Source organism: Corallococcus sp. AB045, from assembly GCF_003668895.1.
GTDB classification, from domain to species: domain Bacteria; phylum Myxococcota; class Myxococcia; order Myxococcales; family Myxococcaceae; genus Corallococcus; species Corallococcus coralloides.
The window spans coordinates 21,253-41,295 of sequence record NZ_RAWN01000009.1; the positions used below are offsets into that span (position 1 = coordinate 21,253).

Annotated in this window: 12 protein-coding genes; 6 read left to right on the forward strand and 6 right to left on the reverse strand. The window is 67.7% G+C overall.

Annotated elements, in window-relative coordinates:
* Position 1: 1 nt before the first annotated feature.
* The 3 genes from D7Y21_RS03725 to D7Y21_RS03735 all read right to left on the reverse strand — a co-directional run bounded on the left by D7Y21_RS03725 (position 2) and on the right by D7Y21_RS03735 (position 8,470).
* Positions 2–5,836: a HEAT repeat domain-containing protein gene (locus tag D7Y21_RS03725; protein WP_147469181.1), complete on the reverse strand. Its 5,835-nt coding sequence runs from the start codon at positions 5,834–5,836 to the stop codon at positions 2–4.
* Positions 5,826–6,752 carry a hypothetical protein gene (locus tag D7Y21_RS03730; RefSeq protein WP_121711286.1) on the reverse strand — a complete coding sequence of 309 codons (927 nt, stop codon included), beginning with the start codon at positions 6,750–6,752 and terminating at the stop codon, positions 5,826–5,828. The genes D7Y21_RS03725 and D7Y21_RS03730 overlap by 11 nt, the downstream gene beginning before the upstream one ends.
* Positions 6,753–7,372: 620 nt before the next feature.
* Positions 7,373–8,470 carry a hypothetical protein gene (locus D7Y21_RS03735; RefSeq protein ID WP_121711288.1) on the reverse strand — a complete coding sequence of 366 codons (1,098 nt, stop codon included), beginning with the start codon at positions 8,468–8,470 and terminating at the stop codon, positions 7,373–7,375.
* 238 nt (positions 8,471–8,708) lie between these two features.
* On the opposite strand from D7Y21_RS03735, the gene D7Y21_RS03740 reads away from it, so the two are divergent.
* Positions 8,709–8,885 (forward strand): zinc ribbon domain-containing protein, encoded by a 177-nt coding sequence (locus tag D7Y21_RS03740; protein WP_014397215.1) that lies wholly within the window; start codon positions 8,709–8,711, stop codon positions 8,883–8,885.
* The gene (locus tag D7Y21_RS03745) at positions 8,885–10,021 is read left to right on the forward strand and encodes a CapA family protein (RefSeq protein ID WP_121711290.1); all 1,137 of its coding nucleotides are present in this window, start codon (positions 8,885–8,887) and stop codon (positions 10,019–10,021) included. The genes D7Y21_RS03740 and D7Y21_RS03745 overlap by 1 nt, the downstream gene beginning before the upstream one ends.
* A gap of 107 nt (positions 10,022–10,128) precedes the next feature.
* Here the strand turns inward: D7Y21_RS03745 and D7Y21_RS03750 are convergent, their stop codons facing one another.
* Together D7Y21_RS03750 and D7Y21_RS03755 are read right to left on the reverse strand one after the other, a co-directional pair.
* A complete protein-coding gene (locus D7Y21_RS03750; RefSeq protein WP_158627223.1) occupies positions 10,129–10,551 on the reverse strand; it encodes a CBS domain-containing protein in 423 nt (140 codons plus the stop codon).
* Between the two features lie 339 nt (positions 10,552–10,890).
* Positions 10,891–11,346 (reverse strand): cation-transporting P-type ATPase, encoded by a 456-nt coding sequence (locus D7Y21_RS03755; RefSeq protein ID WP_158627227.1) that lies wholly within the window; start codon positions 11,344–11,346, stop codon positions 10,891–10,893.
* Positions 11,347–11,526: 180 nt separating this feature from the next.
* On the opposite strand from D7Y21_RS03755, the gene D7Y21_RS03760 reads away from it, so the two are divergent.
* From D7Y21_RS03760 to D7Y21_RS03775, 4 genes are all read left to right on the forward strand, one after another.
* Positions 11,527–12,813 carry a right-handed parallel beta-helix repeat-containing protein gene (locus D7Y21_RS03760; protein ID WP_370038061.1) on the forward strand — a complete coding sequence of 429 codons (1,287 nt, stop codon included), beginning with the start codon at positions 11,527–11,529 and terminating at the stop codon, positions 12,811–12,813.
* Positions 12,814–13,032: 219 nt separating this feature from the next.
* The gene (locus D7Y21_RS03765) at positions 13,033–15,288 is read left to right on the forward strand and encodes a kelch repeat-containing protein (protein WP_121711297.1); all 2,256 of its coding nucleotides are present in this window, start codon (positions 13,033–13,035) and stop codon (positions 15,286–15,288) included.
* Positions 15,289–15,444: 156 nt separating this feature from the next.
* Positions 15,445–16,788 carry a nicotinate phosphoribosyltransferase gene (locus tag D7Y21_RS03770; RefSeq protein ID WP_121711299.1) on the forward strand — a complete coding sequence of 448 codons (1,344 nt, stop codon included), beginning with the start codon at positions 15,445–15,447 and terminating at the stop codon, positions 16,786–16,788.
* A 137-nt stretch (positions 16,789–16,925) separates the two neighbouring features.
* On the forward strand, positions 16,926–18,305 hold the full coding sequence (locus tag D7Y21_RS03775) for a polysaccharide deacetylase family protein (RefSeq protein WP_158627224.1): 1,380 nt from the start codon (positions 16,926–16,928) through the stop codon (positions 18,303–18,305).
* Positions 18,306–18,933: 628 nt separating this feature from the next.
* Here the strand turns inward: D7Y21_RS03775 and D7Y21_RS03785 are convergent.
* Positions 18,934–19,914: a LysR substrate-binding domain-containing protein gene (locus D7Y21_RS03785; protein ID WP_233591824.1), complete on the reverse strand. Its 981-nt coding sequence runs from the start codon at positions 19,912–19,914 to the stop codon at positions 18,934–18,936.
* Positions 19,915–20,043: the final 129 nt, after the last annotated feature.

Here is a 20,043-nt window from a genome sequence, read left to right on the forward strand (position 1 = left end):
TTCAGGTGGGCCAGCCCTCGGGGAAGACTTCCTCGGCAAGGCGCACCGCCAATCCATCAAGGTCGTCCTCTTCCAAAGCAACAAGCACTTCTGTGTAGGCGCGCTCCGCAGGCCCCCCTCTGTCTTTTGCAAGCAGGCCCAGGTACTCCCGGAAGGACTCGCTGCGACGTGCCGTTCGCTTCACAAGCTCCATGAAGTCGTAATGGTCCTCCACGTGTCTTGCCTCGATCAGGTCCAACAAGGCGCGCACCCCACGCTCCCCCCAGCGGTGCACGACCTGGAGCGTGTCGTGGACCAACCGCTCGCCCTCTGGCGTATCCATTCCCTCGGCGGAGTCATAAGGGATATGAGCGGCCACCAATCCGAGCAGAGGGGCGAAGCGGTGGGATGCTCCTCGCAGGGCCCACATGAGCCGGTCCTCAGCGCGCTCATGATAGAGATCCAGCCTGTGCCGAGAGCCCATCAGGGCACCATCGCGTCCGAGCGCGGACCGCCAGAAAGCAGAGGCGGCCTCTGCGTGCGACTCATCATCCATGCGCACGAGGCACTCCGCCGCGCGGAGTTGCTCGATGGGCACGCCTGAGAGCAACGGCAGGACTTCCTCCGCCGCCAACAAGTCATGAGCAGCGCGCAGCCTCAAGGCGATTGCACGGACCGAGACCACCGGATGATGGGTCCAATTCTTCAACATCTCCTGACTGGAGGGTCCTGGACGTGTTGTCCTCCAGAGGGAAGCGAATACCTCTTCGATGAGGCTGGGGAATCCGTCGAAAGGCGGCGTTCTACGGGGCTCGTCTTCGGATGGCCGCGTGCACCGCTCCGCGGCCTCTATCAGCAAGCGCTCGACCGTGCCCACCGACAGGTAGCGCAACGGCTCCATGGGGGGTGGCCCATCCTGTTTCGACAGGAGGCTCGCGGACTGACGCCGATCGTCACCGCGGAGCCACTGAAACAGCATGGCGTCGTGCGAGGTCGTCCAGACCGTGCGATCCGCCTGCGACAGCGAATCCTCCAGGGACCTGGGGGCAATCAACGCCAGCGCGTAGAGCGCGTTGTAGACGACGAAAGGCACCGGATCCGTGAGCAACGGCCGGAGAATGCCGACCCACGACTCATCACCCAACTGACCACTCCATCGCGCGGCCAGTGCTCGAAAAACTGGGAACCCATGCGCGGCGAGCACTTCAACGACACCGCGATGCGCGGGGGTCAGACGCTGACGCACCGCCTCCGTGAGCCGGGTCGCGGTTTCTGGAACTTCGACATACGAAGTCCCGGCTCCCCCTCCTCCGGAAAGGCGATACGCCAGGGAGGGGCCCGTCCATCGAGTCTGGTTCGCGCGCGCGAACCCATCCAGTGCATCGAGTGCGAGCTGCGCTACGAGGTGCGAGGGCGCTCTGCCTGCGCATAGCTCAAAAGCCCGCAGGCGAAGCGTCTCCGAAGGGCTCTCGAACAGTCTGCGAAGCTCTGGCCATGCGCCGGGCTCTCGTGCAAGGCCTGCCTCCAACTCCTGGCCAAGCGCCTTCACCAACCCTGCATTCTCCTGGTCGGAGTACCAATCCAGATCGCCAGGCCCATCAAAGTCGGAGCCCAGCGGGCCGGGCATGCTGTAGACGTGGTGGACATCGCCTCCCACCACCTGGAGCGCAAGGTCCACAAGCTCCTTCAGCCCTCCACACAAGGGGTCGAAGGAAACCACCAGGGTTTCAGCCAGGGCGTTCCTCCGCTTCGCCAACTCCCGGTCGCTCCCCGTCGGAACGCGCTCGGAGTCGTCTTCCCCGGGGTGGCTCATCCTCGCGAGCACCGCGTCGTTGGCGTCGCGGTAGAGGGTCATCAGTCGCTCCCGGGCTCGCGCTCCCAGGCGGCGGATGGCGGCCGCGAGCGCTGGGTGCGGCAGGGCCGATCGCGCGCCAAGCGAAAGGAGCTCGAGGTCGCCGACTTCAAGGAAGCCAGCCAGGACCTCGCCAGCACGCGCTCGTCCCGTGCTTTCGCGTGCACGACGCCGATCCATCGGCTCATCCGGCCAGCCATGAAGCAGTGCATGACGCAGGGCGACCCGTGCCCACCGCGCGTCGGCTTCTGAAGCCGTGCACAGGAGTGCAATCGCCTCTGTAAGCCCAGAGTCCTGCCAGGACTTCTTCTCCAACCGCCCCGCGAGCAGGGGCAGCGCTTCATGGATCCCCTTTCGCACGGCCAGCCGGACCAATGGCTCCACGTAGGAGTCAGGTCCAGCCAGTTCGGCGAGCAGGCCGGCCTTCCATCCTGGGACCTCATGCTCCACGCGCTGAAGCAGTGGCAATCTGGCAGCGGCATCCAATGGAAGTGACTTCACCCGCAGAGGCTCATTCCCGGCCGTCTCCCGCTCGAGGTGGCGCTGGATCTGCTCCTGGAGTTCAGGGTCCGCGGAGGGCAATGCCTGGACGAGGGATTGCCTCTCGTCTCCACGCTCCTGTTTTGCAAGCAGGCGGATCGCCATGAAGCGAAGCGTTCCTCTCCCGCTCGCCGATAGCTCGCGCAGCTCCGGCAGATGGGATGGGGTCCAGGAAAACCGCTCCAACATCCAGGAGTCATCTCCCTGACGCTCCATCAACAGGCGCGCAGGCACCTGCGGTGGAGGCCGCTGGGCCTCTTCAATCGCCCGAAGCAGCACCTCTCGTTCGGGCTGCTCGGGATGCAGCAGGCCCCAAAGTCCACCCAGCACCGGCTCCAACCGCGTGTCATCCAGCGCATTGACTGTTTCCACCAGACGATTCCGGATGCGCATCAGGCGCCGGAGCCCTGCCTCCAACCGTTGCGAGCCCTCGCCGCTCGAGACTTCGAGGGGCGCCGTCCATTCCATTCCGCGCAGGAGTTCGCGAAGCAGGGGTCCAGGCTGTGGCTTCATGCTGTCACTGAAGGACTCGAGGAGATGACCGACGAGCCCGGCGCCTTCAGGCGCCTCTCTCAATTGCTTCAGCTCCTTGAGGATGCTCGCGGTCAGTCCGACGGCCTCCTCAAGGCTGGCGGCCACCACCTCGCGCCGATGTTGGTGCCCGTCCTCCGCCGAAACATCGCGTCCCGTGGGCATGCCAATCCAACGGATGATGATTTCCTCGAGATTCTCCGGCCACCGGCGCATCCGGGAATGGACCTTGGACCTGGGAAGCGCACGGCGAGTTCGCAGACTCGTTTCCCAGACGAGGGCTTCCAGCCGCCCCAGCGCTTCAGAATGCGCCTTTCGGGACATCTGTGACTGGGATTCCGCCAGTCCAGCTGGGGCTTCAGCTTCGGCCGCCTCGATCTCCGCTGGCAGCATGAGCATCATTGAATCGAGGAGGCTCTCGTCTGGCTCCAGCCCATGATCGGCATACCAGCGCAGTACGGCCAACCGCACCGTGGGCGAGTCATCCCGTAGCAGACCGTCCAGTGTCGACGCGTGGCTCGGTGGGATCGCAGGCAGCAACAATGTCGGATTGTCGAGGAGCCGGGTCCGCTGAGCCTCCGTTCTCCCTACCAGCGCCTGGAGCTCTGGAAGTGTCCGGGGAAGAAGGCCAGAAACCGCGACAGCGAGCGCCTTGAGGAGGGTGAGGTCCCGCTCGCCGGGGACGAAGCGATCCCCGTGGGGCTCGAACAAGAGCCAGCGGCGAGCAGCCATTCCCCACGCAAGACATGCCTCCCGAGGGCGGGACCACCGTGCCCGCGAAAGCAGGTCGAAGGCGAGGTCCCAGGTCCTCAGGTACTCGGATACCGGCGATGAACGGCCCGTTCCGGAGTCCATTTCAGGCGTCCACGTCGGCAGTCGCACCTGGGTGAGGCGGGCCAGGAGCGCCAATGGCTCACGGAGGTGTGCCGCATAGAAACGCAGGAGCTGCCCCCAGTTCGGGCTGTCATCCCCCAGGAAGAAGGCAAGGCATTCCAGTTCGATGCGTGCTCGTGCCTCTGGATCGGCGGAGGCTCCGGAGGACCGCTCCCATTCCCGCTGCCGCCGTGACACCTGCCGGTGCAATGCTTCCGCAGCAGCCCACTCGGCCAACGTCCGGTGTGCGAAATCCCATGCGTCTCCTGCTGGAGCCAGGAGATGACCGAACTCCAAGGCGCGCAGCAGGTCCGGTCTCTCCGCTGCCTTGAAACCCGCCTCGCCCAGGAGCAGGTCAACCGTTGCTCCATCCAGCGATCCTTTCGGATCCCGCAGCCAGGCGAGCGCAAGCTCACCAATCACGTCGCCTCGCAGGCCGCGGAGCCTGCGTGCATCATCTTCCGTGAGCCGTTGTTCCTGGCAGGCTTGCTCGATCAGCCCGTCAAAGACGCGCTGGTACAGCCGGTCATCCGAAAGCTGCTCCAGGGATTCATTCTCACGTAGGACCCGTGCAAGCAGGGTGAGATGCAGGGGCGTCTGGATCAGCGATACCAGGCTGGCGGGGACCTGGGGGCGACGCCAGTCATCGCCGACGAAGAGCCGCTCCGCGAGGTCTCCACGCCCCGCGCCCCGCAGCAATCTGCGGGCCTCCGACGAAGAGGGCTGTCGGATCTGGAGGCGCCACACGGGGGGCAGGCGCGAGAGGACGCTCACCATGGGTCTGGTGGTCGCCATCCACCACCCTGGGCTGTTCCCGAGCAGCGAAGCCACGTCCTTGAGCGCGACGCCGCTCAGCTCGTCCAACCCATCCACCAGGGGAACGAGGCGAGCAGTGCGGTCCAACTCCTCGAACAAGGCACGGCGCTCTGGTTCTCGTACCGCCAGGACCATGAACCACGTTCGCGCGGAGGAACGTGACAGGTCCTCGGCCAGCTCTCGTGCGGAACGGCGCACCACGAACCCCAAGTTCCCCCAGAGGCTCGTTCGGAACCGCGACTCCAAGACCCGGCTGAGGGTGCTCTTGCCCGCCCCTGGGACACCTTCGATGAGAACGCCACGCCGTCCCCCTTCCTCACTTCCCTTCAGGCTCGCGGCCCAGGCCGCGCCGAGCAGTGGATCTCGCAGAGGCCCCGGGGGCGGCTCCGCGATGTAATCCAGCGCGGCTTCCGCGATGTGCTCCGGAGCCAGGACCGTCCCATCCCAGCGCCTGGGACTGGCAGGAGGCGCCTCCAGCTTCGCCGTCAGTTCACTCAGCGAACCACCGGAGATCCATTGAGGCCATGGGTCCTCACCCAGCGCGCGCCAGTCATCATCTCCCATTCGGTCCAGGGGACCGGAGATCAGCATTCCGTTCGGAAAGCTCTCCCACCACGCTTTCGCCTTTTCGATGAGCCCTCGGACTGGGCGCACCGTGCGGCCATCTTCATCCAGCTCACCCGAAGCGGCGATCGGCCCCAGCGAGTCCGGGAGCAGACCTCCTGCCATCAAGGCCAGCAACAGCGTGTGAGACCGGCCCTGGAACGCAGGCCCGTCATGCCTCCAGGTGACCCCACTCTCCACGGGCACTCCAGAGGGGAGTTCTCTCGCGAAGACGAACATCCTGCAGATGTGGGCCTTCTCATCCAGCAGAAGCATGTAGCGCTCGTGGCGACGTCGCCCTTGCGCCCACAACGCCTTCGCGGGCGTATCGTCCAGTTGGCGCTGGAGGTCGCCAGGCAGCTCGCCCACGAGCAGTTCGATGCTGGCCGCGATCCCCGCGACGAGTTCGGCCCAGCCCAGGTCCCAGCGGTGACCTCTTTCAGCTTGGATTGCGGGCCAGAGCTCCTCGACGAAGCGCGAACACCAGGCCTCCCGGATCTCGGGGGAGACGGGATGGCTCAGTTGTCTGGCGATGAGTAGGGGCACCTCTCGCGCGAGCCACCGCCGTTTCTCCGCCGGATGAAGCAGGCGTTCGATCGGTCCATGCATCAACGGTTCGAGCGCAAGCGCTTCACCGTTCATGCATCACCACGAGCCGCAGTTCGACCTCATCGGCAGGCAGGCCCGTCCGTGCGAGGAGGCCATGCAGTGGATTGCCCTGCCCTCCAGCGTTCCGCAGGTCCACGTAAGCGGTATGCCCCTCCACCGTGAGTTGGAGGTCCAGGACCGCCAGCTCCCTTGCGTCGACTCGGCGCCGCGCCACCAGGCGGGCCTTCGTTGGAGGAGGAAGTCCACCGCGGATCTCCAGAAGGAGTCGTCCGGCATCTTCATAGAGCCATGCCTGGGTGACACCATCCTCCGACTGGAGAGACACCGTGTTCGTGCCCGTCCAGGCTTGAGGCCGGAACGTCTCCACAGGCAGTGGAAGCACCACGACCGGCGGGACCCATCCCGACGATGGACGTTCGTCCCGACGAGCCTCCTTCGACACGATGTCGGACGAAGACTTAGGGGCGCGAATGACGGCAGTCCAGATTGCCGCGCTTCTCAATTCAGGACGCAAGGTCGCCTGGCGAAGCACCGCGAAGCGCTCCAGTGCGCGGATGCGTGAGGGGTGCCTTGCAATGAAGGCGATCGAATCACGAGCCAACGACGCGGCCGAGTTCGCGTCGCCAAGCAGGTTGAGCACTCCCATCGCGTCGTCAATGTCGAGCAGCACATCCAGGAGGGGACCCTCCGGATCTGCTTCTCCGTCCAGCTCCGATGCCAGGCGCGTCAACAGGGCTGCTGGCTCTGGCAGCCCTGCTTGCTGAACCAAATCCGGAAGGCGGCGCAGCAACTCAGTAGGAGGCACCAGGCCAAATGGGCTGTCCAGCAGACGTGCCGCGAGGACCAATGCCCGCCAGGCATCATCAGGCTCGACCTCCGCCATGGGCGCCAGTTGCGCCAGCTCCACCCATGCCTTCTGTATCCACTCTCGTGGCTCCAGGCTGCTCATTTCATTTCCCCCAGGTCGTCTTGTCGCGGAGCTTCCTGAGTGCCGCCTTGCGGAAGTCCTCGGGCTGGTGCCCCTTTCGGGGAACGACGCGGTACGCGGTCTTCACCTCAGGGCGATGACTGGGCCCTACTTCCCGGACAATGACGTAGACCCCCCGATCTCCAACAAAGGCCCAACCACGTCCCATCCCCTTCGCGTCGGGAAGCCCACCAACCTGTCCCGCGTGCTCCGCCCCCTCAATCTCCTTCAGGTAGGCGGGCATCAGGAGCGTGTCGTGATCACGTTGGACGTGCTCACGGCAAGAGCTCTGCGCCCGATCACAGTCGGGATTCGGTGCATCCAGGATCGTTTCAGCGCAGCCTGCCGCCCAGGCGCGAGCACGCGCATCACCCAATCGAGGGATGACCTGCTCCCATCGTTCCTTGGGCTGATAGAGGTGTCGCGCAACGTGGTCGAAGCAAACGCGCTCCGACAACATCGGTTGCACGTCCGACGCGCTCCAACGACGACTCACAAGGCCTCCCCGGGCCAACGTGTCCTGGCTTGCTGGTAGTAAAGCAAACCTACGTTAGCGCGTTGCGCCTGGAGGTGCTCTCCCCCACAAAGGCATGCGGGAGGGCTTAGCCTTCGAGCTGTTCCGCCGTGAGGCATCCCGCCGCGAGGTCCAGATCCTCCAGCGGGATGCGCTGGATGTGCTCACGGGGCTCGTCCACGTTGTCACGGTACTTGTGCGAGCCGCTCTCGTAGGTGACCCAGATCTCGCCATCGATGATGTTCACGCCCTGGGCGTAGGAGTCGATGAGCCCGTTGTCGATGTCCACGCGCTGGTCGATGTCCGCCGAGAACGTGTCCTCGGTGGACGTGAACGGCTGGTAGATGAGCTTCTTGTCGCCCGTGGTGAAGATGATCCCGCCGTCGACGATGGTCATCCCCTGCGCGCGGTCTGGAGCACGGATGGGGCCCTCGCGCGAGTCCTTGATGAGCTCGCCGGTCTTCTCGTCGATCTTGTACCGCCAGACGGCACCCGCCTTGCCATCGCCGTCCTTGCTGTAGCCACCGATGTACGCGTAGCCGTCCTTCACGGTCATGAAGCTGCCGGCGGAGACAAGGCCGATGCCCGTGGCGGGATCCGTCAGCCCTTCAGGCTTTGGGACATCCATGACCTGGGAGGGCATGGCCTCACGACACTCGTTCTGCGCGGCCTCGATCTCCTCGCGCGTGTAGACGTAGATGTGATCCGTGTCGGAGACATAGACGTGGTCGCCATCCGTGGAGACGCCGCCACCATGGCTGGGAGGACCCGCAGGCGGCGGTCCACCGAGCACGGCCTGATGCGTCTCCTTCCCCGAGTCCTTGTCCTGCACGGACAGGAGCACCCGATGGTCGTCGTTGTAATAGGTCGTGAGCACTTCGCCGCGCTTGGCGTCGTAGCCCTGCCCCTGGGGAGTCCATCCGGCGTCCAGGTGGATGAGCTCCGGGCCGACCTTCTCTCCCTTGCTCGCCTTCGTCAGCGGAGAATCCACGCTCGCGGGAGCTGCGGCCGAAGGCGTGTTCCCGTAGCCGCTGAGGTTCACCGGGGCAGCCTTCGCCGCGTCCACACCGTCCTGGAAGTACGGCGCCGCGGAGGGAGCAGGCGGAGCCGGAGGCTGCGCCACCGCAGGCTTCGTGACCGCGGCATGGACCGTGCTGACGACCTGGCGGATGAGGGAGCTGATCAAGGGCCTGCCTCCGGTTGAAGGTGCTTGGGGAGACGAATCCTACACGACGGAATGGTGGCATCTCACCCACCAGCCCCGGGGAATTGTCGGCACTCGACGGTTCAGGGTTTCCACTTCCATATCTATTCGAATGTTCCAGGCAGTAAGCCCGGCCTGGCGCGTCGGCGGCTGGATGGCGCCTCGTGCCCTGCCACCTGCCGGTGGTGGACCGCATCTTCCTTCAAAGGGGGAGCACGCCATGCCCATCTACGAGTTCTTCTGCCGCAAGTGCCAGGAGCCCTTCACCGCGTTCATGTCCATGAAGGAGCACGACGAGCGAGCGCCGAAGTGCCCGCGCGGTCACGACGCGAAAGAGGTGGAGAAGCGCATCTCTTCCGCCCATGCCGTGACCACCAAGAAGTCGCTCACCTACTGATGACTCCTGGCCACCAGGACAAGAGGCTGACTTCCCTCTTCCTCTGCGGCGACGTGATGACAGGCAGGGGCATTGATCAGGTACTGCCCCACCCTGCTCCACCCGGCATCCATGAGTCCTACCTGAAGGATGCCCGGGCCTACGTCGCGCTCGCCGAGGAGCGCAACGGCCCCATCCGCAAGCCCGTCGGCTTCGGTGAAATCTGGGGAGACGCGCTCGCCGCGCTGGATCAGGCCGAGCCCGACGTCCGGATCATCAACCTGGAGACAAGCATCACCACGAGCGAGCAATGGTGGCCCGACAAGGGCATCCACTACCGCATGCACCCGCAGAACGCCGCCTGTCTCACGGCGGCCCGCATCGACTGCTGCGCGCTGGCGAACAACCACGTGCTCGACTGGGACTACCCGGGGCTGACGGAGACACTGACCACCCTCCGGCGCCTGGGAATCGCCACCGCGGGGCTGGGAGAAGACCTGGAGGAGGCCCGGCGCCCCGCCCTCCTGGAAGCAGGTCCAGGGAGGCGGGTCGTCGTGTTCTCGTTCGGAGACGACAGCAGCGGCATTCCGCCAGCATGGGCGGCGGGAATGAACAGGCCGGGCGTGGACCTGCTACCCGACCTGTCCCTCGCCACTGCGCGGCGTCTGGGCGAGCGGGTGGCGTCCATCAAGCAAAAGGGAGACGTCGTCCTCGCCTCCATCCACTGGGGCGGAAACTGGGGCTACGCGGTGCCGGAGGCCCAGCGGGCCTTTGCCCATGCGCTCATCGGGGAAGCCGGAGTGGACGTCGTCCACGGCCACTCCTCACACCATCCCCGCGGTATCGAGGTCCACCAGGGCAAGCTCATCCTCCACGGCTGCGGAGACTTCCTGAACGACTACGAGGGTATCCACGGCCACGAGGACTACAGGCCCGACCTGGCCTTGATGTACCTGGCGTCGGTGGATTCGATGAGCGGCCAGCTCGTCAGCCTGCGCATGGTCCCGATGCAGTTGCGTCAACTCCGGCCCCACCGGGCCTCGCGTCAGGACGCCGAGTGGCTGTGCGGCGTCATGGACCGCGAGGCACGCCGACTGAGGACCGGGACGCGGCTGGCGCTGGAGGGTGACGGGGCCCTCGTCCTCCAGTGGGGGTGAGTTCCTCCGCGAAGTGGGACGACCCGTTGGACGGAGCAGCGGGAGCTCGCGCGCCTCTTGATGCGCTCGGCTCTCCCGCCCATCCAGCGGTCCTGGGAGGAGCCGCCTCACGGCCCCTGGTTGTCGCGCACGGCGGCGGCCGTCTGGTCCAGCTCCGCGGACAGCAGCACCCAGAGGTCGTCGAGCGAGACGAGCCCCGCCACGCGTCCCTGCTCGTCCACGATGGGCAGGCGGCGCACGCCGTGATTCCGGAAGGCGAAGAGGGTCATGTCGATGGAATCCTCCAGGCGAGCCACGAAGGGCTTGGGCGACATGACGTCCGCGACGGAGGTGGCGGCGGCGTCCTTCCGCGCGGCCATCACCCGGGTCACGATGTCCCGGTCCGTCAGCATGCCCACCGGACGCAGATCCTCCTGCACCACGACGAGCACGCCCACGTGCTGGTCGCGAAGTGTCTCCGCGGCCTCGGCCACGCTCTGCGTGGACTGGATGATGGCCACCGGCTTACGGCAGAACCTTGCGAGCGACATGGCGCCTCCCCGGACGTCGAGTCCGTGCGACCAGTCGCACGGCGTGGCGGCGGGGCCTTCCCGCGCGTCCTCCTCATATGGACGCAGCGCACGACCGCGGCCGGATGCAACCCCTGGCGCGCAGGGGCTCGCGTGCTCATCCAGGGCGCTGACGGCCATGTCCCCACGGTTCCAGGTGGCGTGTGCCTCTGGCTTGATGATCGCCTTCTCGGAGGACTCGATGGAGGCCCGACGCCACGAAGATGACGGACCGGTTGCTGGAGGACCTGGACACGTACCTCTGGAAGCCCAGGCCCTTCGGGCGGACGAGGTGACGGGACGACGCTCCCGCCCTCCAGCTCATGGGCGCCGCACCCACGCCTTGCGCCCCTCCTCCAGCACGAGCACATCGCCAGGCACGAGCGCGGAAGCCGGCAGCAGACAGACCTGGGAGTCGCGCAGCACCTTCACCTCACCGGGCAGCAGCCGGCGCAGCGACGCGAGCGCCCGCTCCGCGCGGTACTCCTGGACGAAGGAGAACACCCCGTTGACGAGGATGACGCCCAGGATGGCGAACCCCAGCGTCTCCATGCCCTGGCCGGGCTCCTGCCACGCCGACACGAAGGCCAGGACCGCGGCGGCCCAGAGCACGAGCGCGAAGAAGTGGGTGAACTGGTGCAGGAAGCGCCGCACCAGCGACGCCTGTCGCGCATGGGAAACCTCGTTGGGGCCGAACTCGTGCTGGCGGCGCTCCGCCTCGACGCTGGCCAGCGCGGCTGTCCAGGCTGCGCAGGCTCTCGGCCACCGTGAGGTGATGGATCTTCATGGGCCCGCGTGGGGGCAGGAAGGCGTGGAAGCCCCCCGCGCGCGACATGCGCCGGGCGCTCTCCGCGAATGGGTTCCCGTCTGAGATGGAAATGGCGGGCGCAGGACACAAGGGAGCCCTCCGGGGACTCGCGGCCTCACGGCGACACGCCTGTCCCCTGGCCCCCTTTCGTGCTCAAGGCCCGCGCCGCCTCATCCTCCCACGCGAGCAGACTGTTACGCCCCAGCGGGCGTGCCGCTACTGCCGGGAGGGACGCCACCGGAAGCGCAATGCCTAGCCTGTCCGCCTGCGGCCGGATTCCTCCGGCCCAGGGAGGCAGCATGAAGCAGGCGCATGGATTCGCCGTCGCCGTCGCCACGGCCACGTTGCTCATGGGGGCGCCCGCCGCCCGGGCCAGCGGAGGCACCACCGTTCATTGCGGTGACACCCTCACCCATTCCACGAAGCTCACGCGCGACCTCTCCTGTCCGGGCACGGCCCCCTTCGCGCTCCGCATCGCCGGCGAAGGCATCGTCCTCGACCTGGGCGGACACACCATCCGCCGCACCGGCCCGGAGAATCTGGAGTCTGTCGGCATCACGGTCGATACCAACAGCATGGTGCGCAATGGCACGATCCAGGGCTTCGGCAAGGGCGTCGCGACCACCGAATCCTCGGACGTGCGGAACCTGCGACTCCACCAACTGGCGCTCCTGGACAACCGAGCCGCCATTTTCAACGGCGTCGTCGATATGCGGTTCCTCATCACGGAATGCCGCCTGACGGGAAACCTCGTCGGGCTGGACGGTGAACCCGACGGATCCACCGGTTCATTCGACGTGAGGTCCTCCGTCTTCACCCATAACGAGGTCGCGATGTACGTGGACTTCCATGACATCGACGTGCTCGACTCCACCTTCACGTCCAACGAACTGGCCGTCTTCTGCAGGCAGGGCCGCGTCCGCTTCAGGTCGAGCACGCTCGCGTGGAACGCCTCCGTGAGCACCATCCCGAATGACAACGGCTTTCGCCAATGCGACGAGATGCGGTTCGAGAACACACTCATCTCGAACAACACCGCGCTCGCGCCGCCGGAGGTTCCCGTGTGGCAGCCGCAAAAGCTCTCGATGCTCGACTCGCTGGTCGTCAGCAACGGGGCGGGTCTCCAGGCGGCCGCCGATACGGTCTACATCCACGGGAATACCTTCTTCGACAACGCGGACGGTCTGTCGCTGACCGGCCGCGATTGGCAGGTTCCCGTCGTGCTCACGGGGATCATCCGCGGCAACCAGTTCCTGAGCAACGACGGCGACGGCCTCCGGGTCGAGGCGCCTGGCAAGCCCACGGTGCTCAACAACGTCGCCCTGGGCAACACGGGCTTTGGCCTCTTCGCTCCGACCGCGTTCGACGGAGGAGGAAACGTCGCGCGAGACAATGGCGCGGGCAACTGCGTGGGCCTCGTCTGCGCGCCCTACTGACGACGCCCTGAGACAAGCCGTGCCAGATGCACACGGAGGCGCCCCGGCCGTCAGCCAAAGGACGCTGAGCCACCTGTCCGGGTCATAGGCGGCAATGCCTTCCATCCTGGATAGTCGAATCCATCGCAAGCAGGATGATCATTCTCGCGCTCCGTCCCAAGTCCTCTCATCCGCTGCGACTGCTTCGCGAGCATCACGCTCGCGGCGAGGGGGACGACCATGAAAAGAGCAGGCCTTCACCTGATGCTGGCGCTCGCGGCGGCGCTGCTGGCGGGCTGTGGAGCCACGGCCGGGGACACCGGGACGGCGCGGTTCGCCGTCTCGGTGCCCCAATCCCTCGCATCCAACATCACCCGCGTGGCGGTCGCTTCGGGCGGGCCGGACATCCGCACCGTCTGGGTGGACCTGGCGCCCACGAACGGCGTGTGGGGCGGCACCATTGGCAACATCCCCGCGGGCACCGGCCGCGCCTTCGCCGCGCGCGCCTATGACGCCTCCGGCACCCTGCTCTTCTCTGGCTCCGCCGACGGCGTCTCCATCCTCGCGAACCAGACGACCCTCGTCGCCATCACCCTCCAGCAAATCAACCCGCCGCCACCCTTCGACAACGAAGCGCCCATCATCGACTTCGTGGCGGCGAACCCAAGCTCAGTGGCGGCCGGAGGCACTGTCTCGCTGTTCTCCTCCGCGCATGACCCGAACCCGGAGGACACGATCAGCTACACGTGGAGCGCCACCGCGGGCTCCATCTCCTCGCCCTCCGAGCGGGACACCACGTGGACGGCGCCCACGTCCACCGGCATCCAGACGCTGACGCTCACGGTGACCGACTCGCGCGGACTGGCTTCCAGCGCGCTCCTGGTCGTCAACGTCCTGCCCGAAGGGGAAGGCGAGGCCGAGCTGTCCATCTCCTTCAACAGCGCACCGGAGGTGTCCTCCATCACCGCGACGGCGACGCAGCTCTCCGTCGGGCAGATGACCACGGTCTTCGCGCTGGCCATGGACCCGGACGGGGACAGCCTCTCCTATTCCTGGAGCGCGTCGTGCGCGGGCACCTGGACCGACGCGACCTCCGCCCTCGGTCAGTTCACGCCCTCACTCGCGCCAGCCGAAGCCTGCAACAACTGCCGCCTGAGCGTCTCCGTGTCCGACGGACGCGGCGGGCACAACACGGGCACCGTCGCCCTGTGCGTTACCAGCACGCCCCCCGTCAACCACCTCGAGCCCGTCATCCTCCGCTCCTACCGCTCCTCGGACACGGCGAGCCCGGGCCAGGTGCTCACGTATGAGGTGGTGGCCAGCGACCCCGAGGGCTCCGCGCTCAGCTTCGCGTGGGACTCCAGTGTCGGCACGACAGGCGCGCCGGCGCAGGTGGGCACCCACAGCCGCGTCACCTGGACGGCGCCCGCGTGTATCCGCCCGGGCACGACTCCAACTGTTACCGTCACCGTGACGAATGCCTTCGACCTCACGGCCAGCCGGAGCTTCACGGTGGCGGGGCTGCCGGACTGCGCCCTGGTGGGACAGTGGGATCCGACCGGCCCCATGGGTGGCGGGCCCCGGTGGGGCCACACCGCGACGCTGCTTCAGGACGGCAGGGTGCTCATCGCGGGAGGAAGCGCCCAGAAACGGAGCTTCTACCTGGACACGACGGAGCTGTTCCACCCGGCCACGAACACCTGGAGCGCGGGCGCCCCCATGAACGCGCGCCGCCTCTTCCACTCGGCGACGCTGCTGCTGGACGGCAAGGTGCTCGTCGTGGGAGGCGAAGGCTTCGAGGGCGTCGAGGGCTTTTCCGCTGGGGCGGAGCTGTACGACCCGGCCACGAACACCTGGACCCGGACAGGCTCGATGGCCCAGGGCCGCTCCAGGCACCTGGCGACGCGGCTGCTGGACGGCAAGGTGCTCGTCGCGGGAGGCGAGGACATCAACGGCTCCCTCACGTCCGCAGAGGTGTACGACCCGGCCACGGGCACCTGGAGCCCGGCGGGCGCCATGGCCGAACCCCACTTCTCCACGGCGCCACTGCTGCCCACGGGCAAGGTGCTCGCCACGGGAGTCACCGCGGCGGAGCTGTATGATCCGGCCACGCGAACCTGGAGCCCGGCCCGTCCTCCGCTCGCGCCCCTGGGAGGCCAGCCGGTGGTGCTGCTCGATGGCAAGGCGCTCGTCACAGGGGGCAGGACGGCACAGCTGTATGACCCCTTCCTGAACACCTGGAGCCTGACGGGTGCCCCACTCGAACCCATCGGTGGCCCTGCGGTGCTGCTGACCGACGGCAGGGCGCTCGTCGTGGGCCCGGAGGTGGCGGAGCTGTATGAGCCGGGCTCGGGCACGTGGAGCATGGCCCCTGCGCCGGCCATCCCGCGGCTTGGATACACGGTGACGGCGCTGGCAGACGGCAGGGCGCTCATCGCCGGGACACCTCCCAACACCGAAGTGGAATCGGAGTCCGCGGAGGTCTACACGCCGTGAGGTGCGCTACGCCACACCGGGTGCTCGCGGCAGCGCTGTGCGCGGGCTGAATGGATGCCGAGTGGGACACTGGGACGGCGCGGTTCGCCATCCCGGTGCCCCACTCCTCAGCCCACGGCAATACGTTTCATGAGGGTGCGCGGAGGGAGGAAACCCATGATGCCGGCGCTCCTCACGGACCTCTATGAGCTCACGATGGTGGACGCCTACCTCGCCGAGGGGCTCCACGAACAGGCGGCCTTCAGCCTCTTCGTCCGCCGGCTGCCCGCACGCCGGAACTTCCTGCTGGCATGCGGCCTGGAGCAGGCCCTCACCTATCTGGAGACGCTCCGCTTCTCCCCCGGGGAGCTCGCCTGGCTGGAGTCACTGGGGCGCTTCTCCCGGCCACTGCTGGACTGGCTGGAGCACTTCCACTTCACCGGGGACGTTCACGCCGTGCCCGAGGGCACTCCCGTCTTCGGCCAGGAGCCGCTGCTGGAGGTCGTGGCGCCCCTGCCCGAGGCGCAGCTCGTGGAGACGTATCTCATCAACCAGGTGCACCTGCAGACGCTGGCGGCCTCCAAGGCGGCGCGAGTGGTGGAGGCCGCGCGTGGACGGCCGGTGGTGGATTTCGGCGTGCGGCGCATGCATGGCGAGGACGCGGGCCTCAAGGTGGCGCGCGCAGCCCATGTCGCCGGGGTGAGCGCCACGTCCAACCTTCAAGCCGCGCAGCGCTACGGCATCCCCGTGGCGGGCACCCTGGCGCACAGCTACATCCAGGCGCACGACGACGAGCTCGCCGCCTTCCGCGCCTACGTCCACCGCTTCCCTGAAACGACGCTGCTGGTGGACACGTACGACACGCTCGAGGGCGTGCGGAAGGTGGTGGCGCTCGCGAGGGAGCTCGGGCCGGACTTCCACGTGCAAGCGGTGCGGCTGGATTCAGGGGACCTGGCGTCGCTCTCGCACCAGACCCGCGCGCTGCTGGACGCCGCGGGGCTGGAGCGCGTGCGGATCCTCGCGAGCGGCGGACTGGACGAGGACGAAGTGGCGCGGTTGCTGTCGCATCAGGCGCCCATCGACGCGTTCGGCGTGGGCACGGCCATGGGGGTGTCCGAGGACGCGCCCGCGTTGGACATGGCCTACAAGCTGGTGGAGTACGCGGGCCGAGGGCGGCTCAAGCTGTCACCGGGTAAGGTGCTGCTGCCCGGACGCAAGCAGGTGTTTCGCGAGGAGCGGGACGGCGTGGCGAGCCGGGACGTGCTCGCGTGCCATGACGAGGTGCTGCCGGGGCATCCCCTGCTGCGGCGGGTGATGCACGCGGGCCGGCGGCTGGAGGGCGCCTCTCCACCGCTGACGGCGCTGCGGGCGCACGCGCGGGAGGCGTTGACGCGCCTGCCACGGGAGGTGCGGCGGCTGGAGCCGGCACGGCCGCCCTATCCGGTGGACGTGAGTCCCGCGCTGAGCGAATCGAAAGAGCAGGTGGTCACCGCATTGCGCGAGCGACTGGCCGCGCACTGACTGCGCTCACCCGTGAGCAGCCGCGCCCTGCTTCCGGGCCTCTTGGCGGCGAGAGGAGAGCACGCACCTTGGCGGGCACCATGCCCCCCTGCTTCCGCTCCCCCCGGCCTGCCCGCGCGCTTGAGCTGTCATTGTTCGTGATTCCTCTCTTGATGGCGCTGGCATGCCAGGGCTCCGCGCCCTCTGGGCCCGAAGAGGCGCTGGAGCAGCAGCCGCCGCGCCTCGTCCTGGAGCCCGGGCAGCTCGTTGTCTCGCTCACCTTCGATGACGCGAGGGCCAGCCAGGTCAACGCGGCATCCTTGTTGGAGGCGCGCGGCCTGCGTGGGACCTTCTTCGTCAGCAGCGGGCGGCTCGGCATCCCGGGCTACCTGACACTTGCTCAGCTCCGGAGTTTCCAGGCCGCCGGCCACGAGGTGGGCGGCCACACGGTGTCGCATGTCCAGCTCCCCCCGCTGGACGTGGACTCGCAGCGCCGACAGGTGTGTGACGACCGCGTGGCCCTGATGAACGCGGGGCTGAGGGTGACGTCATTCGCCTACCCGTCCGGAGCCCGGGACGCGACCACCGAGCAGGTCGTCATCGGCTGCAACTACAACTCCGCGCGAGAGTCTGGCGGCCTGCGGACGCCGGACAGTTGCACGAGCTGCCCGTACGCGGAGACCGTTCCGCCGCAGGACGCCTTCGCCATTCGCAACCACGGCTCCATCCAGAGAACCCAGACGCTGGCGGACCTGCAGGGGCTGGTGCTCCGCGCCGAGTCCGCCGGCGGTGGCTGGGTGCCCATCGCCTTCCACGAAATCTGCCCGGGGCCGTGCCCGTCGTCCGAGACCTACGGCATCAACGTGTCCACCTTCACGGCCTTCCTGGACTGGCTCGCGGCGCGCGCTTCGCGAGGCACGTTCGTGCGCACGGTGGACCAGGTCATCGGGGGCGCGGTGAAGCCGCCCGTCAACGGGCCCCCACTGCCCGACGCGGGCACACCACCTCCCACGCAATTGCTGGCGAATCCATCCCTGGAGACCGACAGCAACGGCGACGGAGCTCCGGACTGCTGGCAGCGCGGCGGTTATGGCGCCAACTCCTACAGTTGGTTGCGGACCGCGGATGCCCATTCAGGGAGCTGGGCCCAGCGCTTGAGCCTCACCAGCTACTCCAGCGGGGATCGCAAGCTCATCTCCTTGCAGGATCTCGGAGCGTGCGCACCGCCGCTCACCACGAGCCACCGCTACAAGGTGTCCGCCTGGTACAAGGCCACGGCCGCGCCCCTCTTCAAGGCGTACTACCGCAACGCTTCGGGCGGCTGGGTGTGGTGGGCACAGAGCGCCCTGCTGCCCACGCGCGGCACCTACGGCTACGCCGAGTGGACGACGCCCCCCGCGCCCGCCGCGGGCCGGGGGCTGAGCGTGGGGCTGGCCCTGGAGCGCGTCGGCACGCTGACGATGGATGACTTCAGGCTCGAGGACCTCGGCCCGAGTCCCTTCGCGCCGCTCGAGCCCGAACCTCCGCCGGTCCCTTGAGTGAAGGAAGTGAGCCCCGGCCCTCGCACCGCGTGGCCCCGCGGGTGCGTACACTCGCTTGCCCGCCCTGCTTGCCGAACCGGGGCGCGAAGCACATCTGATGAAGGCATGACGCTCATCCACCAGTTCATGCCCGACTGCGCGCTGCGCGAGGTGGACCGGGTCGCCACCGCCGCGAGCCCCGAGAGGGCCTGGGCCGCCGTGCGAGCGATGGATCTGCACGACGTCCCGTTCATCCGCTGGCTCTTCGCACTCCGGCTGCTCCCCGAGCGCATCCTCGCGCGTCTTCGTGGCAGACCGGTGCGGCGGTCCCCGCACATGCGGATCGATGACATCGTGGCGCCGGGGAACGGCTTCCTCCTGCTGGGCGAGGAAACCGGACGCGAGCAGGTGGTCGGCGCCATCGGGCGTTTCTGGCGACCGCGCATCGACTTCGTGGGCGTGACGCCTGGGGGCTTCACCGCGTTCAGCGAGCCCGGCTTCGGCAAGCTCGCCTGGAACGTGCGGGTGGAGCCACGCGAAGGAGGCGGCGCGTGGCTGGGTGTCGAGCTGAGGGTGACGGCGACGGACGCGGCCTCGTGGAGACGCTTCCGGCGGTACTGGTGGCTGATCGGGAGGTTCTCCCGGATCATCCGCCGGAGCGAGTTGCGGAGGTTACGGCGGCAGTTGGACCGCGCGCGGTCGCGGCGGGCGTTTCTCTCCGTGAGGAGGCCCGCGGCCCTGCCTTGCCCTGGAGGGCGAAGCGCTCGCGGAGGAGCTGGATGAAGTGGGTCAGCGGGGCGGGACGCTGGCGGGAGGCGCGGGTGACCGCGCTCCAGCGGCGGCGGATTCCCCGAGGGGTGAGCCGGACGGTCCGCAGCCCGTGGCGTTGGTCCGGCAGCATCCATTCGGGCAGCGCCGTCACGCCGATACCGCCACGCACCAGTTCGATCAGCGCCTCGGTGAGGGGCACGGGAGAGACCCGGTGCGGCTCGAGGCCCGCGGGCCAGAGCACGCGTGTGAAGACATCGAGCTGCTCGCGGGGCGCGGCATAGGTGAGCAGGTGCTCCCGCACCAGGTCCTGCGCCGTGACATGTCCCCGCCGCGCCAACGCATGGTCCGCGGGGACCACCAGCAGGAGCTCGTCCTCGAAGAGCGGCGTCTGCGCCAGGCGGGCCTGCTTCGGGACGTCCGGGGTCAAGGCGAGATCCAGCTCGCCATTCAGCAGCGCCCCAAGCGGCTGACGCGTGGCCTCCAGGACGATGCGCAGCTCGACGCGTGGGTGCTCGGCCTGCCACCGCCCCAGGATGGGCGGCAGCCAGCCATACACCGTGTAGCAGCCCGTGCTGAGCCGGAGCAGATCATCCTGTGGGTGCGCGCGGCAGACCGACTCGGCCTGGGCCACCTCGCTCAGGACCCGCCGTGCGGAGAGGAGCAGCTTCCCTCCCGAGCCAGTCAAAAGCAGGCGTCGCTGGCGGCGCTGGAAGAGCTGCACGCCCAGGCGCTCCTCGGCGTCGCGGAGTTGGTGGCTCAGCGCCGAGGACGTGAGGTGAAGCTGCCGGCTCGCCGCGGCCAGGCTTCCCGTGTCGGCGACCGCGGCAATCAGCTTGAAGTGACGGAGCTCGAGCATGCCGGGCAGCTTCACATGAACAGGATTCAGCATCATCGCGAAATCGTTTCGCTGTGCTCATGGCAAGCCCCTCCTTAACGTTGGCGTCCCAATGCCAGGAGGACGGACGGATGCCCCACACAGACAGCT

Coding starts and splice junctions, on each gene's coding strand:
- D7Y21_RS03770 (WP_121711299.1), top strand. CDS start 15,445: ATGATGCCGGCGCTCCTCACGGACCTCTATGAGCTCACGATGGTGGAC.
- D7Y21_RS03785 (WP_233591824.1), bottom strand. CDS start 19,914: ATGCTCGAGCTCCGTCACTTCAAGCTGATTGCCGCGGTCGCCGACACG.
- D7Y21_RS03745 (WP_121711290.1), top strand. CDS start 8,885: ATGACTCCTGGCCACCAGGACAAGAGGCTGACTTCCCTCTTCCTCTGC.
- D7Y21_RS03750 (WP_158627223.1), bottom strand. CDS start 10,551: ATGTCGCTCGCAAGGTTCTGCCGTAAGCCGGTGGCCATCATCCAGTCC.
- D7Y21_RS03740 (WP_014397215.1), top strand. CDS start 8,709: ATGCCCATCTACGAGTTCTTCTGCCGCAAGTGCCAGGAGCCCTTCACC.
- D7Y21_RS03730 (WP_121711286.1), bottom strand. CDS start 6,752: ATGAGCAGCCTGGAGCCACGAGAGTGGATACAGAAGGCATGGGTGGAG.
- D7Y21_RS03725 (WP_147469181.1), bottom strand. CDS start 5,836: ATGAACGGTGAAGCGCTTGCGCTCGAACCGTTGATGCATGGACCGATC.
- D7Y21_RS03765 (WP_121711297.1), top strand. CDS start 13,033: ATGAAAAGAGCAGGCCTTCACCTGATGCTGGCGCTCGCGGCGGCGCTG.